Here is a 14,358-nt window from a genome sequence, read left to right on the forward strand (position 1 = left end):
CTTAGGTAAATGGTCATGAAAGTGGTCAGATTGACGGCAGGGCAGTGACATCTCGGTCTCGGTGACCGACTTCAAGGCACGCTGTCCCGACCTGCCGATATGGGCGGTGGGATCGTTACGGGCGCGCGGTCGCTGGACATGTCCATTGTCCCCGGCATGAGCGGATCCTCGATTGTGGCCGCGCCGGGCACGTCCAGGCGCTGCCCTGCTGATGGGGGCCGACGACTATCCGCCGCCGATCAGCTTGCGGATGATGTCGCCCGGTGAGTCGAACGTGAAATCGGGGCCGGTGGCGACCAGCACGTCGCGATTGGCATAGCCCCACAACACCGCGCCGCAGGGTATGCCGACCGCGCGCGCGGCATCGATGTCGCGGGTTTCGTCGCCGATCGTCAGGATCGTCTCGCGCGGCGCCCCGGCGTTCTTGACCAGCCGGCGGAACTTGCGGGTCTTGCCGAACAGTCCCGACCCGCAATAGAATCGCTCGATCCGGGCGGCGTCGGTCTCGCCCAGGATCGCGCGGACATTGTCCTCGGCGTTGGAGGTGCAGATCATCAGCCTGATGCCCGCCTCGCTCAGCGTGCGCAGCATGTCGCGCACACCATCGAACAGATGGATCTGGTCGGTGTTGCGCGCGAACCTGGCGCGGACATGGCGCGCGATGATCGGCAGCTTCCAGCTCGGAATGCCGAGATGGTCGATGACCTCGCGCGTGGTGCGGTTGCGCAGCGTCTCGATCTCGTCGGCATCGACCCGGCGAAAGCGGAACCGTTCGGCCAGATCGTCGACGATCGACAGGAACCAATGGCCGCTGTCGCTCAAGGTGCCGTCGAAATCGAACACGATGAGGCCGAATCGCGGGCCGGCGATCACCGGCGCGCCTTTCCGTTGCCCGGCGATCCGGTCCGCAGGTCGCCGCGGATGGTCAGCAGTTCGGCGCGCGTCAGCACCTCGTCCCTATCCTTGTCGAGCCGGACGAAGATCGTGGCGAAGCGCGCCTCCAGCTCGGACAGCGTGATTCGGTCGTCGCCGTCGGTGTCGACCTCATAGGGGCTGGGCAGCGCGTTGCGGTCGCCCAGCCAGCGTAATGCCCAGTCGCTGAACGCGATATAGCCCAGTGTCCCGCTGTTCGCGGTGTCGATCGCGGCAAAGCTCCGCCGGACGCCCCGGGCCAGTTCGTCGCGGGTGACCCGGCCGTCGCCATCGGCATCGAATGTCGCGATCATCATCGCCACCGGTTCGACGACCAGCGACGGCGGCGTCGCCTGCGGGGCTGCGTCCTTGCCGGGCAGCTTGACCGGCACGCGGTTCTTGTCGTCCAGTTGCGCCATCGCCGGCGACGCGACGAACAGGCCGATCAGGACGGCGATCAGAAGGCGCAATCGATCTACTCCCATGGCGGCAGCGTTAGCCGGATTTGTGCGCCTGGCGATAGGCCGGCGAATCGCGGCCGCGACCGCATCACTGCCCCTGGCCGCCCTGGCTGGCACGATGCGGCGCGAAATTGAAGCGCGAACATGACGGGCGCGCCGTCGCCCCAGGCCGCGTCGCGCCGCGACGCCGGGTGCCGCAATCCAGCGCAGCGCCTTTCAAAGCGTGCCGGAACCCGTTAGGGGCATCCTGCTCGCGCGCGGGTGCACCAATATTGATTATGACGGAGTTGCAGCAGGATGAGCGCTCTCGGGAGTGTCGCGAAGAGAGCGGCGAAGCGGTTCGGCTATCAGGTCAAGCGTGTTGCACCGGCGGCTTATCCCGAGCTGGCCGACGTTCCGCGATATACGGAAACGCAGGTTCCACTCCTCGGCCATCCCTTTCGCGTGACGGATGCGGCCTCGTTCCTGGCGAGCTACAGGGAAATCTTTGAGGAAGAGATCTACAAGTTCACAAGTGACCGCGACCAACCCGTCATCGTGGATTGCTGGGCGAATTACGGCGTGAGCGTCGTCTATCTCAAGTCCCGATATCCGGGCGCAAGCATCAAGGCAGTCGAAGCGGGTCCGCGCATTTTCAAGATGTTGAACACCAATGTGACCGCGGCGGCGCTTCAGAATGTCGAACTCATCAACAAAGCGGTGTCCGGCTCGTCCGAGCCGGTCACTTTCTATAGCGAAGGCGCCGATGACGGCAGGACGCGCCATCTTGACGACGCCATAAAGGCGGAAACCATTCCTGCCGTTACGCTTGACGAGTTGATTGGAGATCGCGTTGATTTCCTGAAGATAGATATAGAAGGCGCCGAGACCGAGGCGCTGGCCAGCTGCACCAAACTGGCGAACGTCAGGCAGATGTTCGTGGAGTATCATTCGTTTGCAGATTCCGGCCAAGTGCTATCGGACTTGCTCGATATCTTGCGCAGGAACGGTTTTCGTTACTATATCCATACTCAGCTTTGCTCTCCCGCTCCGCTATCGATCGACCAGGTCTATATGGGTATGGACCTGCAGCTGAATATCTTTGCGAACCGCCATCCTCTTTAAGACCATTCGGGGCCGGGGGTTATCGACATGTCGTTTCGCCGGTCAATCACATGGGCGTATATCGGTCAGTTCATAACGCTGGCGATCACCTTCATCGGATCGATTTTCGTCGCCAGGCTGCTCTCGCCTCATGAACTGGGTATCTTCGCGATTGCCATGGCGACGACCGGGGTGATCCAGGTATTCACGGCGTTTGGCGTCGGTTCCTATATCGTCCGCGATCAAGAGTTGAAGGAAACGACGCTCGATACCGCTTTCACCATAAACGCCATCCTGTCCGTCATCCTTGCCGGCATGATCTTTGCGAGCAGCTTTGGCGGAAGCTTCCTGTTTGGGGATCGCGCCGTCGGCGAGATCTTGAGGCTTACCGCTGCTCTCCCCTTGTTCGGCATAGTCAGCTTCAGAGCTTCGGTCATGATGCAACGCACCATGCGCTTTCAGTTCATCTCGCTGCTGGGCGTCGTCGGCAATCTGCTCACCACCGCGGTCACCGTGGTTTCCGCTTTTCTTGGCGCAAGCTATATGAGTCCCGCTTACGGCGGCTTGACGTCCGCGGCATTGTCCACATTGGCGTATCTTTGGGTGGGACGGGAATATTGGAGCATCCGACGATCCTATGTGGATTGGCGCGAGATCACCGCCTTCGGGGTGAGGTTGATCTCCATCGGCGGCGTTGCTCAGCTGACCGGGCGGATGTGCGAGATCGTTCTGGGCAAGATGCAGGGGCTTGGTGCCTTGGGTCTCTACGGGCGTGCCTCCAACCTCTCGAACATGATCTGGTCCAATCTCTACGGCTCGGCCACGCAGGTCATCTTCACGCAGATGTCGAAGGACCTGCGGGAAACCGGCAACCTCCATGCGACGTTCACCCGCAGCCTGCGGATGATCACGGCCGTCCTCTGGCCGGCGCTCATCGGCCTGGCGATCCTGTCCAAGCCGGTCATCTTCCTGCTCTATGGCGAGCGCTGGCTGCCCGCCGCCGCGCCGTTGTCGTTGCTCATGTGCATGCAGGTCCTGTCATTAGTCTATGGCATGAATTGGGAGCTGTTTGTCCTTCGCAACGAAATGGCCAAGCAGACCCGGCTTGAAATCACCCGGTCGGTTATCGGTTTCGTGACATTTGCGGTGGGGGCGACGTTCAGCTTGACGGGCGCGGCGGCGGGACGAGTTGTCGATGCGGCAATCGGCGTGATCCTCTATATCCCACATGTCCGCCGGCTTGCCGGAACCGAAAAGGGCGAGCTCAACCGCATATATTTGGAAAGCGGCCTGCTTGCCGTCGCCGGTGTGTCGCCTGCTGCCGTGTTGATGGCGGCGACGGGCGCGTCGGCGCACACGCCCCCCGCCCTGATCGTCGGCAGCATCCTGATCGGCATCGCGCTGTGGCTGGCATCGGCATGGCGCATGCACCATCCGGTCATCGCCGAAATGCTCGTCTTTGGCCGACGCGTTCCCGGTTTCCAGCGGTTGCTGCATGATAACGGCCAGTCGTGGTGATCCCGGTGCGAACGTACCGCTCTAGCCGCCCAGCCAATCGGCGGTGCGCTTCAGGCCGTCGATCCACGACGTATCCGGCCGCCACTTGAGTTCCCGCTGGGCCAAGGCGCAATCCAGGACGTTATAGGGTACGTCGGCGGGCCGGCTCGGGTGATAGATCACGCGCGATGGCGGCGTGGACGTCAGCACGCAGATATCGGCGACGACCTGGCGAACCGACCGGCCCTGCCCCGAACCGATGTTGAAGACCCAATGCCTTCCCCGATACGTGCCGGCCGCCACCAAAGCGGCAACGACGTCGTCGATATAGACATAATCGCGGACGACCGATCCGTCGCCCCAGATCTCGATCGGCTCGCCCGCCAATGCCCGGGCCAGCGCCGTGCCGATCACGCCCTGCGGACGCCGGCGATGCTGATGGGGGCCGTACGGGTTGGCCAGGCGGAGCACGACCGCGTCGAAAGCGTGGAGGTGACGGAACAGCCCAAGGTATTTCTCGACCGCCAGCTTGTTGATGCCATAAGCGGTGATCGGGTTGGTCGCGGCGCTTTCGGACAGCGCGATCGATGCCGCCGGCCCATATACCGTGCCGCCGGAAGAGACGAAGACGAACCGGCCGATGCCGGCGGCCTGGCACGCTTCGATCAGGCGGAGCGACGGGATCAGGCTTGCCTCGACATCGCCGACGGGATCGTCGTTCGACTGGACGGGGATGCTCCCGCCGAGCAGATGGAAGACGAGATCCTGTCCTTCGACCGCCGCCGCGACCGCCTGGGCATCGGCGAACTCGGCCTCGACCCAGCGGAGATCGGACAGCGCCGCCGGCCCGTCATGCGGGCGCCGGCCGATGCCGGTGACGTGGGCGCCCGATTGCTGGAGCCCCAGGCACAGATTGGTGCCGATAAAGCCGCCCGCGCCCAGCACTGCGCACCGTAGGCCCGCCAGCGTCATCGGCCGGCGCGATGGTCGGCGGCCATCGTGTCGCAGGCGCCGAGCAGCCGGTCCGCGAACGCCGCCGTCGAGAAGGAGGCACGAAAGACGTTTTCGCCCTCGGCGGCCACATCCGGCCAGCCGGCTTGCCCGGCGAGCGCCTCGGACAGCATTGCCGCGATCGCGCGAGCCGAGGCGTCCCGCGCGACATAACCGCTCTTGCCGGGAACCAAATAGGCCGATGTGCCCGTCGTCGCGGTGCACATCAGCACGCGCCCCGCCCCAAGCGCATCGAGCGAGACCAGCGGCAGCGTGTCGTCGCGCGAGGGAATGATGACGGCGTCGCTCGCCAGGATCTCCTCACGATACCGGTCGGTGGTCAGCGCGTCATGAAGCACGATTTCGGGGCAATCCCGGGCGTCGTCCACCAGTCGGGCGTGATAGTCCTGCTCCAGCACTCGGCCGAACATGTCGATTCGGCACCGGCTTCTCATCTCCGCCGGCAGGGTCTTGAAGGCCTGGACGAGCAGGTCCTGCCCCTTGCGAGGCTCGTACGACCCGAACACCGCCATCCGGACATGCTCGCGCCCGCCCGCCGCCTGGGTCGTACCCGCTCCCTTGATCGGCTCCAGGCCATAAGGCACCACCGCGATCTCGGGGCGAAACGGGCGGACAAGCCGGGCCGACAATTCGCTTCCCGCCCATAGATGCCGCGGCAGGGCGATCGCCCTTGCCAGGCTGGCGTCGCTGGACAGCATCTCCTCCAGCAGCGAAACTTCATGCAGATACCAGATCGACGGCACGTCGGGCGCAATCGCTTCGACGGCGCTTCTTGTCGCCACCGTATTGCACAATGCGCCATCGACGGCCGCCCCGATAGCGGCCAGGTTTTCCCTTAGCGTCGGGCCGGCGTTGCGGTCGATCAGGACCGGCACGCCAAGGTCGAGGAAGCTCCTGGAAAGCTCACCGGGCGCAAAAGACAGGAGGGTAACGTCCCAGTCCGCCGCCAGCAGGATCCGGGCGACCTGGAGGAGGAGGATGGGCGCCCCGCTGTGGCTCAGGTCGTGGCTGACGAGCATCATCCGCTTGGCGTCGGGCCTCCTGGTTGCCCCGGCGGTGTGGACCTCCACTGCAAACCTTTGCCGCGCGAGATGCTGCAGCCGGCGGGAGACCCTGAAGGGCAATATTCCCCCGGCGCCCCGCTGAAGGGCATAAGCGACACGCCCGACCGCACGCCTTGCCCGTCGGGAAGGGGAGCGGTTCAACGCTCGCGCCATCTCGCTCGTCGTGCTTGCGGTCATCGCCGGCCCTTTTGTCATCGTTCCGCCCCTGACGCCACCACAATGGCTCCTTGATCCGGCAAGGGCCTGCGCGTGCGGCATGCGCGTCGCGAGCCCGTCGGGTTCCGGCCTCACGGCAGCAACAACGACGCGTCGCCATAGGAATAGAAGCGATAGCCCTGCCCGATGGCGTGAGCATAGGCCGCCTGCATCCGCTCCAGCCCCATCAGCGCCGAGACCAGCATGAACAGCGTCGATCGCGGCAGATGGAAGTTGGTGACCAGGCCGTCAATGCCTCGGAACCGATAGCCCGGCGTGATGAAGATCGCGGTGTCGCCCTCGAACGGGGCGACCCGCCCGTCCTCACCCGTCGCGCTTTCGATCAGGCGCAGGCTGGTGGTGCCGACCGCGACGATCCGGCCGCCGGCATCGCGCACCCCGTTCAGCCGGTCGGCCGTGGCGGGGTCGATCCTGCCCCATTCGGCGTGCATCGCATGGTCGGCGGTATCGGCCGCCTTGACCGGCAGGAAGGTGCCCGCGCCGACATGGAGGGTCAGCGTCGCCTGCCCGATCCCGGCCGCCGTCAAGCGCGCCATCAGCGCCGGGGTGAAGTGCAAGGCCGCCGTGGGGGCGGCGACCGCGCCGGGCGCAAGCGCGAACATCGTCTGGTAGTCCTCCGCGTCCCGGGTGTCGGCCGCGCGCCTGGCGGCGATATAGGGCGGCAGCGGCATCCGCCCGGCGCGCTCCAGCAGCAGGTCGACCGGCTCGTCGCCGGCAAATTCCAGCGCGACGCTGCCGTCCGCCGCGCGGGCGCTCGTCGTGGCGGCAACCCCCGGGCCGAAATCGATCACGTCGCCGTCGCGCAGCCGCCGCGCGTTGCGGACGAACGCGCGCCAGCGTCGCGTTCCCTCGCGCTTGTGCAGCGTGGCGCCGATCCGTGCGCCCGACGCCTCCCCGCCGCGGGCGGCACGTCTTCCTTCCAGCTGCGCCGGGATCACCCGCGTGTCGTTGAACACCAGGCAATCCCCGGCGCGCAGCTCGGCCGCCAGGTCGCGGACCGTCCGGTCGCGCGTGGCGGCGCCGTCGAGCACCAGCAACCGCGCCGTGTCGCGCGGCACTGCGGGGCGCAAGGCGATCCGGTCGGCGGGCAGCTGGAATCCGAACAGGTCGACGTTCATCGCAGGCTCGGTGCGGCGCGCGCGACGGCGCCGCCACGCCGGCCGATCACTTCCTCTTCGCTGCCCGCTTGACGGGGGCGGGCTTGACCGTCGGCACTGATGCCGGCTTGGCGATAAGGTCGCCGATCGCCGGCGCCACCGTCGGCACGGGCGCCGGCGGCGCGACATAAAGCGGCGGATTGTCCGCGGCGACATAAGCGTGGAGGATCCGCGACGGGTTCGTCGGCGGCTCGCCGCGCTGGATCGCGTCGACATATTCCATTCCGGAGATCACCCGGCCGAACACGGTATATTTGCGGTCGAGCCGCCCCAGATTGGGCTGAAAGACGATGAAGAACTGGCTGTTGGCGCTGTTTTCCGCCTTGGTCCGGGCGGCGGCGTCGGCACCGGGGGGCGCGCCCTCGCGCGCCGCGGACACTGCGCCGCGTACGTGGGGCAGCCAGTTGAACTCGGCGGGGACGTCGGGCAGGGGCGAACCGCCGGTGCCGTCGCCCTTGGGGTCGCCGGTCTGCGCCATGAATCCCTCGATCACGCGATGGAAGGTCAGCCCGTCGTAGAAATGCTGTCGGGTCAGCGTCTTGATCCGCTCGACCATCTTGGGCGCGACGTCGGGACGCAGCCAGATCACCACCCGGCCGCCGGTCGACAGGTCGAGATACAGCAGATTCTCCTTGTCGGTGATCGGCGGCGGCGCCGGCCGCGCGGCGATCTGCGGATCGATTGCGGGCTTCTTCTGCGCCATCGCCGGCCCGGCGATCGCGATGCCGACCAGCGCGAACACCGCGGCGAACAGAACGAGGATGAAGCGCATGGATACTCCGGCTGGGCTGGACGATGCGCGTCTAGAACAAAAGCGCGGTCCCGCCAATGCGCCCGCGGTGGGGCGGAATGATGGCGGCGCGCGGCCGGCGTTCAGTTGCCCAGCCGCCCGAGTTGCTCGACGCGTGCCGCGACGTCGACCACGACATCGGCGGAAACGAAGCGGTCGATCGGGCCGCCGTACATCGCGATCTCCTTGACCAGTTTCGACGCGATCGGCTGCAGCGAGACGTCGGCCATCAGGAACACCGTCTCGATCCGGTGATTGATCTGCTGGTTCATCCCCGCCATCTGATATTCATACTCGAAATCGGCCACGGCGCGCAGGCCGCGCACGATTATCCCCGCGCCCTCGCGCTCGGCAAAGTCCATCAGCAGCGAATCGAAACTGACGACGTGGATTTCGCCCCCGATCGCGGCCACTTCGCGCCCGACCATCGCCATCCGCTCGTCGACCGTGAACATCGGCGACTTGGATGCATTGGTGGTGACGCCGACGACCAGCCGGTCGACCAGCTTCGCGCCGCGCCGGATGATGTCGATATGACCGAGCGTGATCGGATCGAAGGTGCCGGGATATACCCCGGTGCGGATGGTCAATGCTGCTCTCCCGATTGCTAACGATCGCGGTCCAGGACGAAGCGGGCGATCGCCCGGAGCAGATCGGCCTCGGCGCCATGGCCGTGAAGGTGCTCCATCGCCTGTTCGACCAGCATCCCCGCCTGCGCGCGCGCGCGGTCGATGCCGAGCAGCGAGACGAACGTCTCCTTGCCCGCGCCCTGGTCCTTGCGCAGCTTCTTGCCCGCCTTGTCCTCGTCGCCCTCGACGTCGAGCAGGTCGTCGGCGATCTGGAAGGCCAGCCCGATGTCGCGCGCATAGCCGCGCAGGCCGGTGCGTCCGTCGGGGGCGACGCGGCCGAGGATGGCGCCGCTTTCGACCGCGCAGCTGATCAGCGCGCCGGTCTTCATCGCCTGCAGCCGGGTCACGGTGTTGAGGTCGAACCGCGCCTTTTCCGCCTCCAGGTCCATCATCTGCCCGCCGGCCATGCCGTTGGGGCCCGACGCGCGCGCCAGCTCGGCGATCAGCTCGGCGCGGACGAAGGGATCGGGATGCGTCGCGGCATCGGCAAGCCACTCGAACGCCAGCGCGTGGAGGCAATCCCCCGCCAGGATCGCGGTCGCTTCGCCATGCACCTTGTGCACCGTCGGCCGCCCGCGCCGCACATCGTCGTCGTCCATCGCCGGCAGGTCGTCATGGATCAGCGAATAGACGTGGATCGCCTCGATCGCGCAGGCGGTCCGCGCGGTGGCGCCGTAATCGACCCCGAACAGCCCGGCAGTGGCGAATACCAGCAACGGGCGCAACCGCTTGCCGCCGCCGATCGCGGCATGGCGCATCGCGTGGTACAGGTCGGCGCGCGGATCGTCGGGCACCGCCAGCAACGCATCGAACCGCCGGTCGATTTCCGCGCCGACCTGATGCAGGGCGACACGCAGCGTCGGCGGAACGAACATCGGCGTCGGGTCAGCCGGCGGCAAACGGCCGGGTGCCGGCGGGGCGCCCGTCGGCATCGAGCCTGATCGCCTCGATCCGCGACTGCGCCGCGTCGAGCCGGTCGGTACAGCGCTGGCGCAGGCGGGTGCCTTCCTCGTACAGCGTGATCGCCTCGTCGAGCCTGGCGTCGCCGGTTTCCAGGCGCTGGACAATCTGTTCGAGCCGCTTGAGCGCATCCTCGAACGACAGGTCTTCGTTCGGCGAGTCCATCCCCGTCCTATGCGGCAGCGGCCCGGCAGGAGCAAGCCGCCGGCTCGATGGTGCCTTGCGCTGCGCCTGCGAAAGGCATAGCCGCCTGTCCGACAGCGTGTCCGCTCAAGGAAGCCCGATGGCCGAACTAACTCTCCCGAAGAACAGCAGGATCAGGAAGAAGGGCAACGTCCACAAGGCGGCCGCCACCGCGACCAGGGTCAAGCGCTTCAAGATCTATCGTTATGATCCGGACACGGCGGAGAACCCGCATTACGACGTTTTCGAGATCGATCAGGAACAATGCGGCCCGATGGTGCTCGACGCGCTGATCAAGATGAAGGCCGAACAGGATTCGTCGCTGACTTTCCGCAGGTCTTGCCGCGAAGGCATTTGCGGGTCGTGCTCGATGAACATCAACGGCAGGAACGGCCTCGCCTGCACCACCGCGATCGACGATTACCAGGGCGAGGTCATGATCACGCCCCTGCCGCACATGGAGGTGATCAAGGACCTTGTCCCGGATTTCACGCATTTCTACGCGCAATATTCGTCGATCAAGCCGTGGCTGCAAACCGTCACCCCACCGCCGTCGGGCAAGGAACGGCTGCAAAGCCCCGAGGACCGCGCGCAGCTCGACGGCCTGTATGAATGCATCCTGTGCGCCTGCTGCTCGACCAGCTGCCCCAGTTACTGGTGGAATGCCGACAAGTTCCTGGGGCCCGCCATCCTGCTCCAGGCCTATCGCTGGCTGGCCGACAGTCGCGATGAAATGACCGGTGAACGGCTCGACCAGCTCGAGGACCCGTTCCGCCTCTATCGGTGCCATACCATCATGAACTGCGCCAACGCCTGTCCCAAGGGTCTCAATCCGGCCAAGGCGATCGCCGAGATCAAGAAGATGGAGGCCGAGCGGGTCGTCTGAATGACTTTCGCGCACAGACCTACTCGCGGTATCGGCAGTCAGCTTGCAATCCCGCGTCGGCGACAATAGTATAATTTCAGGCCCGGTGATTCAGGGCAGTTTCATAGCGGAATCCGGGGGGGCATTCGCAGCATGACAAAATTGACCGATATAGTGGGCCTTGCGATCGCGTCTCTTGTTCTGACGATCGCATCGACGCCCGGCGCCTATGCCCAGGCGCTCCGCAAGATCGCCATCGCCAACGAATGCTCTCGCCCTATTCAAATGATAGTCTACAGCGCCAATTCTTACCATAATTGGCAGCCGCATGGCTGGTATCAGTTTGTGGCAAATGACCCCTATTCCTATGTCAGGACGAAGGGCGTGATCCTGACTCAACTCGAGGATCACGATCTCTATTTCTATGCGGAGACCACTGACGGCCAAGCGGTCCTGCGCTGGCAGGATACCTCCGGGGCGAGCGTCAACGTCGAGTATCAGGGCGGAACCTACCGGATGATAAAAGCCAAGACGTTCCTCAATGAGGACGGCGACACGGCCCTCCGGGTGACCTGCCCGTAGGGCGGCGCGGGACGGGTTGACAGGCAGGCTGGCGGCATCGACAGACGCGAGCCACTCCCATCCGACAGGGGCGCATGACCGACCATCCCGCCGCGCCGCACTTCAGCTTCACCGACGGTTTGGACCTGCCCGGCTGGAACCGTTGGCAGTTTAGCGATCCGACGCGGTTCAATTCGTTTCTCGAACCGCTCCACGTCCGCCTCGAAGGCGATATCGCGCGCGTGCGCATGATGCCTAGGCATCAACATTGAACATGCGCGACAACGTCCATGGCGGGGCGTTGCTGGGGTTCATGGATGTCGCGCTGTTCGCCGCGAGCCGGGCGTTCGGCGCGCTATCCGCGGGCGGCGCAGTGACGCTCGATCTATCGGCGCAATTCATCGGCGGCGCGATCATCGGCGAGCCGCTGGAGGCGCGGATCGAGTTGCTGCGCGAAACCGGGCGTATGATCTTCCTGCGCGGCCTGATCGTCCAGGACGACGCCCCGACCATCGCCGGTTTTACCGGCACGCTGCGCAAGTCCAGCCTGCCGCCAGTCGCTAGCGCGGCGTAACGCTGTCAGTGCTGGGCCGGTGACCTGATGCGCGTCCTTGATCGCTACAATGCGCTGATCGTCGCCGAGGAATTGCGCGCCGACGCCGATCAGGCCGCCGCCGCGCAGCGCCTCGACCGGTTGCAGCAGGCGCTGGAGGGGTTGCCGCGACGGGGGTCGACCTTGTGGCGGATGCTCGGCAAGCGCCCCGCGAGTCCGCGCGGGCTGTATCTGTGGGGCGATGTCGGTCGCGGCAAATCGATGCTGATGGATTTGTTTTATACGTGCCTCGACTTCGCCGAGGCGCCGTCCGGCGTCGGCCCGCTCCCCCATCCGACCTCCCCACGGCAGTATGTTATGGGAGGTCGGGTGGGGGAGCGGGCCGGCGCCGCGAACCGTAAAAAGCGGCGCGTCCATTTCGCCGAATTCATGATCGAGGTGCATCAGCGGATCGCCGCCGAACGCAGGAAGGAACTCGGCGACCCGATCCCGCCGGTCGCCGCGGCCATTGCCGACGAGGCGCACTGCCTGGCGTTCGACGAGATGATGGTGACCAACTCGCCCGACGCGATGATCCTGTCGCGGCTGTTCACGGCGTTGATCGAAGCCGGGGTGACGATCGTCACCACGTCGAACCGTCCGCCGCGCGACCTCTATCTCCACGGCCTCAACCGCGAACATTTCCTGCCGTTCATCGCCCTGCTGGAGGAGCGGCTCGACATCGTGTCGCTCAACGGTCCGGTCGATTACCGCCGCGACCGGCTGGGACCGGTCGACACCTGGCTGGTGCCCAACGGGCCCGGCGCGACGGCGGCCCTGTCGGCGGCGTTCTTCCGGCTGACCGATTACCCGCCTGACGACGGTGCGCACGTACCCGCCGAAGACCTTGCCGTACAGGGCGGGCGGATGCTGCACGTGCCCAAGAGCCTGAAGGGCGTCGCGGTGTTCAGCTTCAAGCGGCTGTGCGCGGACGCGCGGGGCAGCGCCGACTATCTGGCGATCGCGCGGCGCTTCCATACCGTCATCGTCGTCGGCATCCCGCGGCTGGGGCCGGAGAACCGCAACGAGGCGGCGCGGTTCGTCTCGCTGATCGACGCGCTCTACGAACATAAGGTCAAGCTGCTCGCCGCCGCCGATGCCCAGCCCCCCCAGCTCTATGAAAAGGGCGACGGGCGGTTCGAATTCGAACGCACCGTCAGCCGGCTGGAGGAAATGCGCTCCGACGACTATCTGGCGGAGGGTCACGGCGCGGTCCAGCCGCCTTGATCAGGATCGCCAGCCGCGGCCGGACGATCGGCTCGGCATGGTGCGCAATCACCAGCGACAGCGCGACGGCGATCGCCATCGTCAAGGCGGTGGCGGTGGCCCCGGCAAGCCCCGCCGCCATTAGCAGCGGGATCAGCGTCGCGCCGAGCGTCTGATGCAGCAGGTAGAGCGGATAGGTGGCAAGGCCGATCAGGCGCAGCCGCGCCGCGCCGATCGTGCGCACCAGGGGGTGCTGGACCAGGTCGGCGCCGGCGATCACCGCGACACCGCCGCCGAACACCGCCAGCGGCAACCACGGCTGGCCGGCCAGCCCCGCCACGCCGGCGAACCGCCCGGCATGGACCATTACCGCGCTTGCGGCGCTCGCCATGGCGATCAGGACGGCGCCCAGCCGGCGCGGCGCAGCACCTCGGGCGTGGATCGCGGCGATCAGCATGCCGAGCGCGAAGCAGCCGCCATAGGGCAGCAGCGACAGGCGAAAGGCGAGGCCGTCGAGCACCGCCTCGCCATCCCAGCCGGCCAGTGCGAACGCCGCCCAGAAAGCGGCGCTCGCCATCGCCAGCGCAATCCCGAGACGTTCGATCGCCCGCGCGTCGCTGCCCGTGCGCAGCCGCCAGGCCACCAGCAGGTAGAAAGCGATTTCGACGGATAGCGTCCAATAGGCGCCATCCAATGGCTGCGCGGTCGGCCAGAACAGCATGGCCTGCAGCCATCGCCACGCGACGGTGGACGGCGCGACGTTGCTCGCCACCAACAGCAGGACCGCGGCGATACTCGCGCAGATCCACGCCGCGGGCGCCAGCCGCAGCACGCGGCGGCGCAGGAAAACCCGCGGGCTTGCGCCGACCGCCGACCGCGCAATGACCAGTCCGGAGACCACGAAGAACAGGTCGACCCCGACCCAGCCGAACCAGGTCGATCCCGCCAGGTCGGTGGGCAATGCCACGCGCGACCCCGCCGCGCGCAACGCCGATGCCGAGGCCAGTGGAAACACCGTCAGATAGTGATAGGCCATCACCATTGCCGCACAGGCAAAGCGCACCAGGTCGATCGCGGCGATCGGCTTGCCCGGGGCGGGGGTCGTCATTGCCCGCTTTTTGCGCATGCCGGCTTAAAATGGCGTGTAGCGTGACGCCGCCCGGCCGGTATA

The 14,358-nt window shown here is 66.2% G+C and carries 17 protein-coding genes; 7 read left to right on the top strand and 10 right to left on the bottom strand.

What is annotated here, in order from left to right; translation table 11 throughout:
* Positions 1-225: 225 nt before the first annotated feature.
* Positions 226-873: an HAD hydrolase-like protein gene (locus ACFE7K_RS04430; RefSeq protein WP_375396956.1), complete on the bottom strand. Its 648-nt coding sequence runs from the start codon at positions 871-873 to the stop codon at positions 226-228.
* The gene (locus ACFE7K_RS04435) at positions 870-1,397 is read right to left on the bottom strand and encodes an EF-hand domain-containing protein (protein WP_375396957.1); all 528 of its coding nucleotides are present in this window, start codon (positions 1,395-1,397) and stop codon (positions 870-872) included. The genes ACFE7K_RS04430 and ACFE7K_RS04435 overlap by 4 nt, the downstream gene beginning before the upstream one ends.
* Before the next feature lie 273 nt (positions 1,398-1,670).
* On the opposite strand from ACFE7K_RS04435, the gene ACFE7K_RS04440 reads away from it, so the two are divergent.
* Together ACFE7K_RS04440 and ACFE7K_RS04445 are read left to right on the top strand one after the other, a co-directional pair.
* Positions 1,671-2,477 carry an FkbM family methyltransferase gene (locus ACFE7K_RS04440; protein WP_375396958.1) on the top strand — a complete coding sequence of 269 codons (807 nt, stop codon included), beginning with the start codon at positions 1,671-1,673 and terminating at the stop codon, positions 2,475-2,477.
* Between the two features lie 27 nt (positions 2,478-2,504).
* Positions 2,505-3,974, top strand: a complete 1,470-nt coding sequence (locus tag ACFE7K_RS04445; RefSeq protein WP_375396959.1) for an oligosaccharide flippase family protein — start codon at positions 2,505-2,507, stop codon at positions 3,972-3,974.
* Between the two features lie 21 nt (positions 3,975-3,995).
* On the opposite strand, the gene ACFE7K_RS04450 is transcribed toward ACFE7K_RS04445, so the two are convergent.
* The 7 genes from ACFE7K_RS04450 to ACFE7K_RS04480 all read right to left on the bottom strand — a co-directional run bounded on the left by ACFE7K_RS04450 (position 3,996) and on the right by ACFE7K_RS04480 (position 9,945).
* Positions 3,996-4,925 (bottom strand): NAD-dependent epimerase/dehydratase family protein, encoded by a 930-nt coding sequence (locus tag ACFE7K_RS04450; RefSeq protein ID WP_375396960.1) that lies wholly within the window; start codon positions 4,923-4,925, stop codon positions 3,996-3,998.
* Positions 4,922-6,034: a glycosyltransferase family 4 protein gene (locus ACFE7K_RS04455; protein WP_375396961.1), complete on the bottom strand. Its 1,113-nt coding sequence runs from the start codon at positions 6,032-6,034 to the stop codon at positions 4,922-4,924. Before ACFE7K_RS04455 ends, ACFE7K_RS04450 begins: the two co-directional genes overlap by 4 nt.
* Positions 6,035-6,315: 281 nt before the next feature.
* The gene (gene queA, locus ACFE7K_RS04460) at positions 6,316-7,362 is read right to left on the bottom strand and encodes a tRNA preQ1(34) S-adenosylmethionine ribosyltransferase-isomerase QueA (protein ID WP_375396962.1); all 1,047 of its coding nucleotides are present in this window, start codon (positions 7,360-7,362) and stop codon (positions 6,316-6,318) included.
* A gap of 46 nt (positions 7,363-7,408) precedes the next feature.
* Positions 7,409-8,173, bottom strand: a complete 765-nt coding sequence (locus ACFE7K_RS04465) for a peptidylprolyl isomerase (protein ID WP_375396963.1) — start codon at positions 8,171-8,173, stop codon at positions 7,409-7,411.
* 101 nt (positions 8,174-8,274) lie between these two features.
* Positions 8,275-8,775, bottom strand: coding sequence for a pantetheine-phosphate adenylyltransferase (coaD, locus tag ACFE7K_RS04470; protein ID WP_375396988.1), 501 nt, complete (start codon positions 8,773-8,775; stop codon positions 8,275-8,277).
* Between the two features lie 23 nt (positions 8,776-8,798).
* On the bottom strand, positions 8,799-9,695 hold the full coding sequence (locus tag ACFE7K_RS04475) for a polyprenyl synthetase family protein (protein ID WP_375396964.1): 897 nt from the start codon (positions 9,693-9,695) through the stop codon (positions 8,799-8,801).
* 10 nt (positions 9,696-9,705) lie between these two features.
* Entirely contained in the window at positions 9,706-9,945 is a 240-nt protein-coding gene (locus ACFE7K_RS04480) for an exodeoxyribonuclease VII small subunit (protein ID WP_375396965.1), read from the bottom strand.
* A gap of 118 nt (positions 9,946-10,063) precedes the next feature.
* Here ACFE7K_RS04480 and ACFE7K_RS04485 point away from each other — a divergent pair, with 118 nt between their 5' ends.
* From ACFE7K_RS04485 to zapE, 5 genes are all read left to right on the top strand, one after another.
* A complete protein-coding gene (locus ACFE7K_RS04485) occupies positions 10,064-10,849 on the top strand; it encodes a succinate dehydrogenase iron-sulfur subunit (protein WP_375396966.1) in 786 nt (261 codons plus the stop codon).
* A gap of 132 nt (positions 10,850-10,981) precedes the next feature.
* Positions 10,982-11,410: a hypothetical protein gene (locus tag ACFE7K_RS04490; RefSeq protein WP_375396967.1), complete on the top strand. Its 429-nt coding sequence runs from the start codon at positions 10,982-10,984 to the stop codon at positions 11,408-11,410.
* Between the two features lie 74 nt (positions 11,411-11,484).
* On the top strand, positions 11,485-11,661 hold the full coding sequence (locus ACFE7K_RS04495) for a hypothetical protein (protein ID WP_375396968.1): 177 nt from the start codon (positions 11,485-11,487) through the stop codon (positions 11,659-11,661).
* Between the two features lie 2 nt (positions 11,662-11,663).
* Positions 11,664-11,963, top strand: coding sequence for a PaaI family thioesterase (locus ACFE7K_RS04500; RefSeq protein ID WP_375396969.1), 300 nt, complete (start codon positions 11,664-11,666; stop codon positions 11,961-11,963).
* 24 nt (positions 11,964-11,987) lie between these two features.
* A complete protein-coding gene (zapE, locus tag ACFE7K_RS04505; protein ID WP_375396989.1) occupies positions 11,988-13,208 on the top strand; it encodes a cell division protein ZapE in 1,221 nt (406 codons plus the stop codon).
* Here zapE and ACFE7K_RS04510 read toward each other — a convergent pair.
* On the bottom strand, positions 13,138-14,295 hold the full coding sequence (locus ACFE7K_RS04510) for an acyltransferase family protein (protein ID WP_375396970.1): 1,158 nt from the start codon (positions 14,293-14,295) through the stop codon (positions 13,138-13,140). The genes zapE and ACFE7K_RS04510 overlap by 71 nt on opposite strands.
* Between the last annotated feature and the right edge of the window lie 63 nt (positions 14,296-14,358).

It is taken from the genome of uncultured Sphingomonas sp. (assembly GCF_964244265.1).
Lineage (GTDB): Bacteria > Pseudomonadota > Alphaproteobacteria > Sphingomonadales > Sphingomonadaceae > Sphingomonas.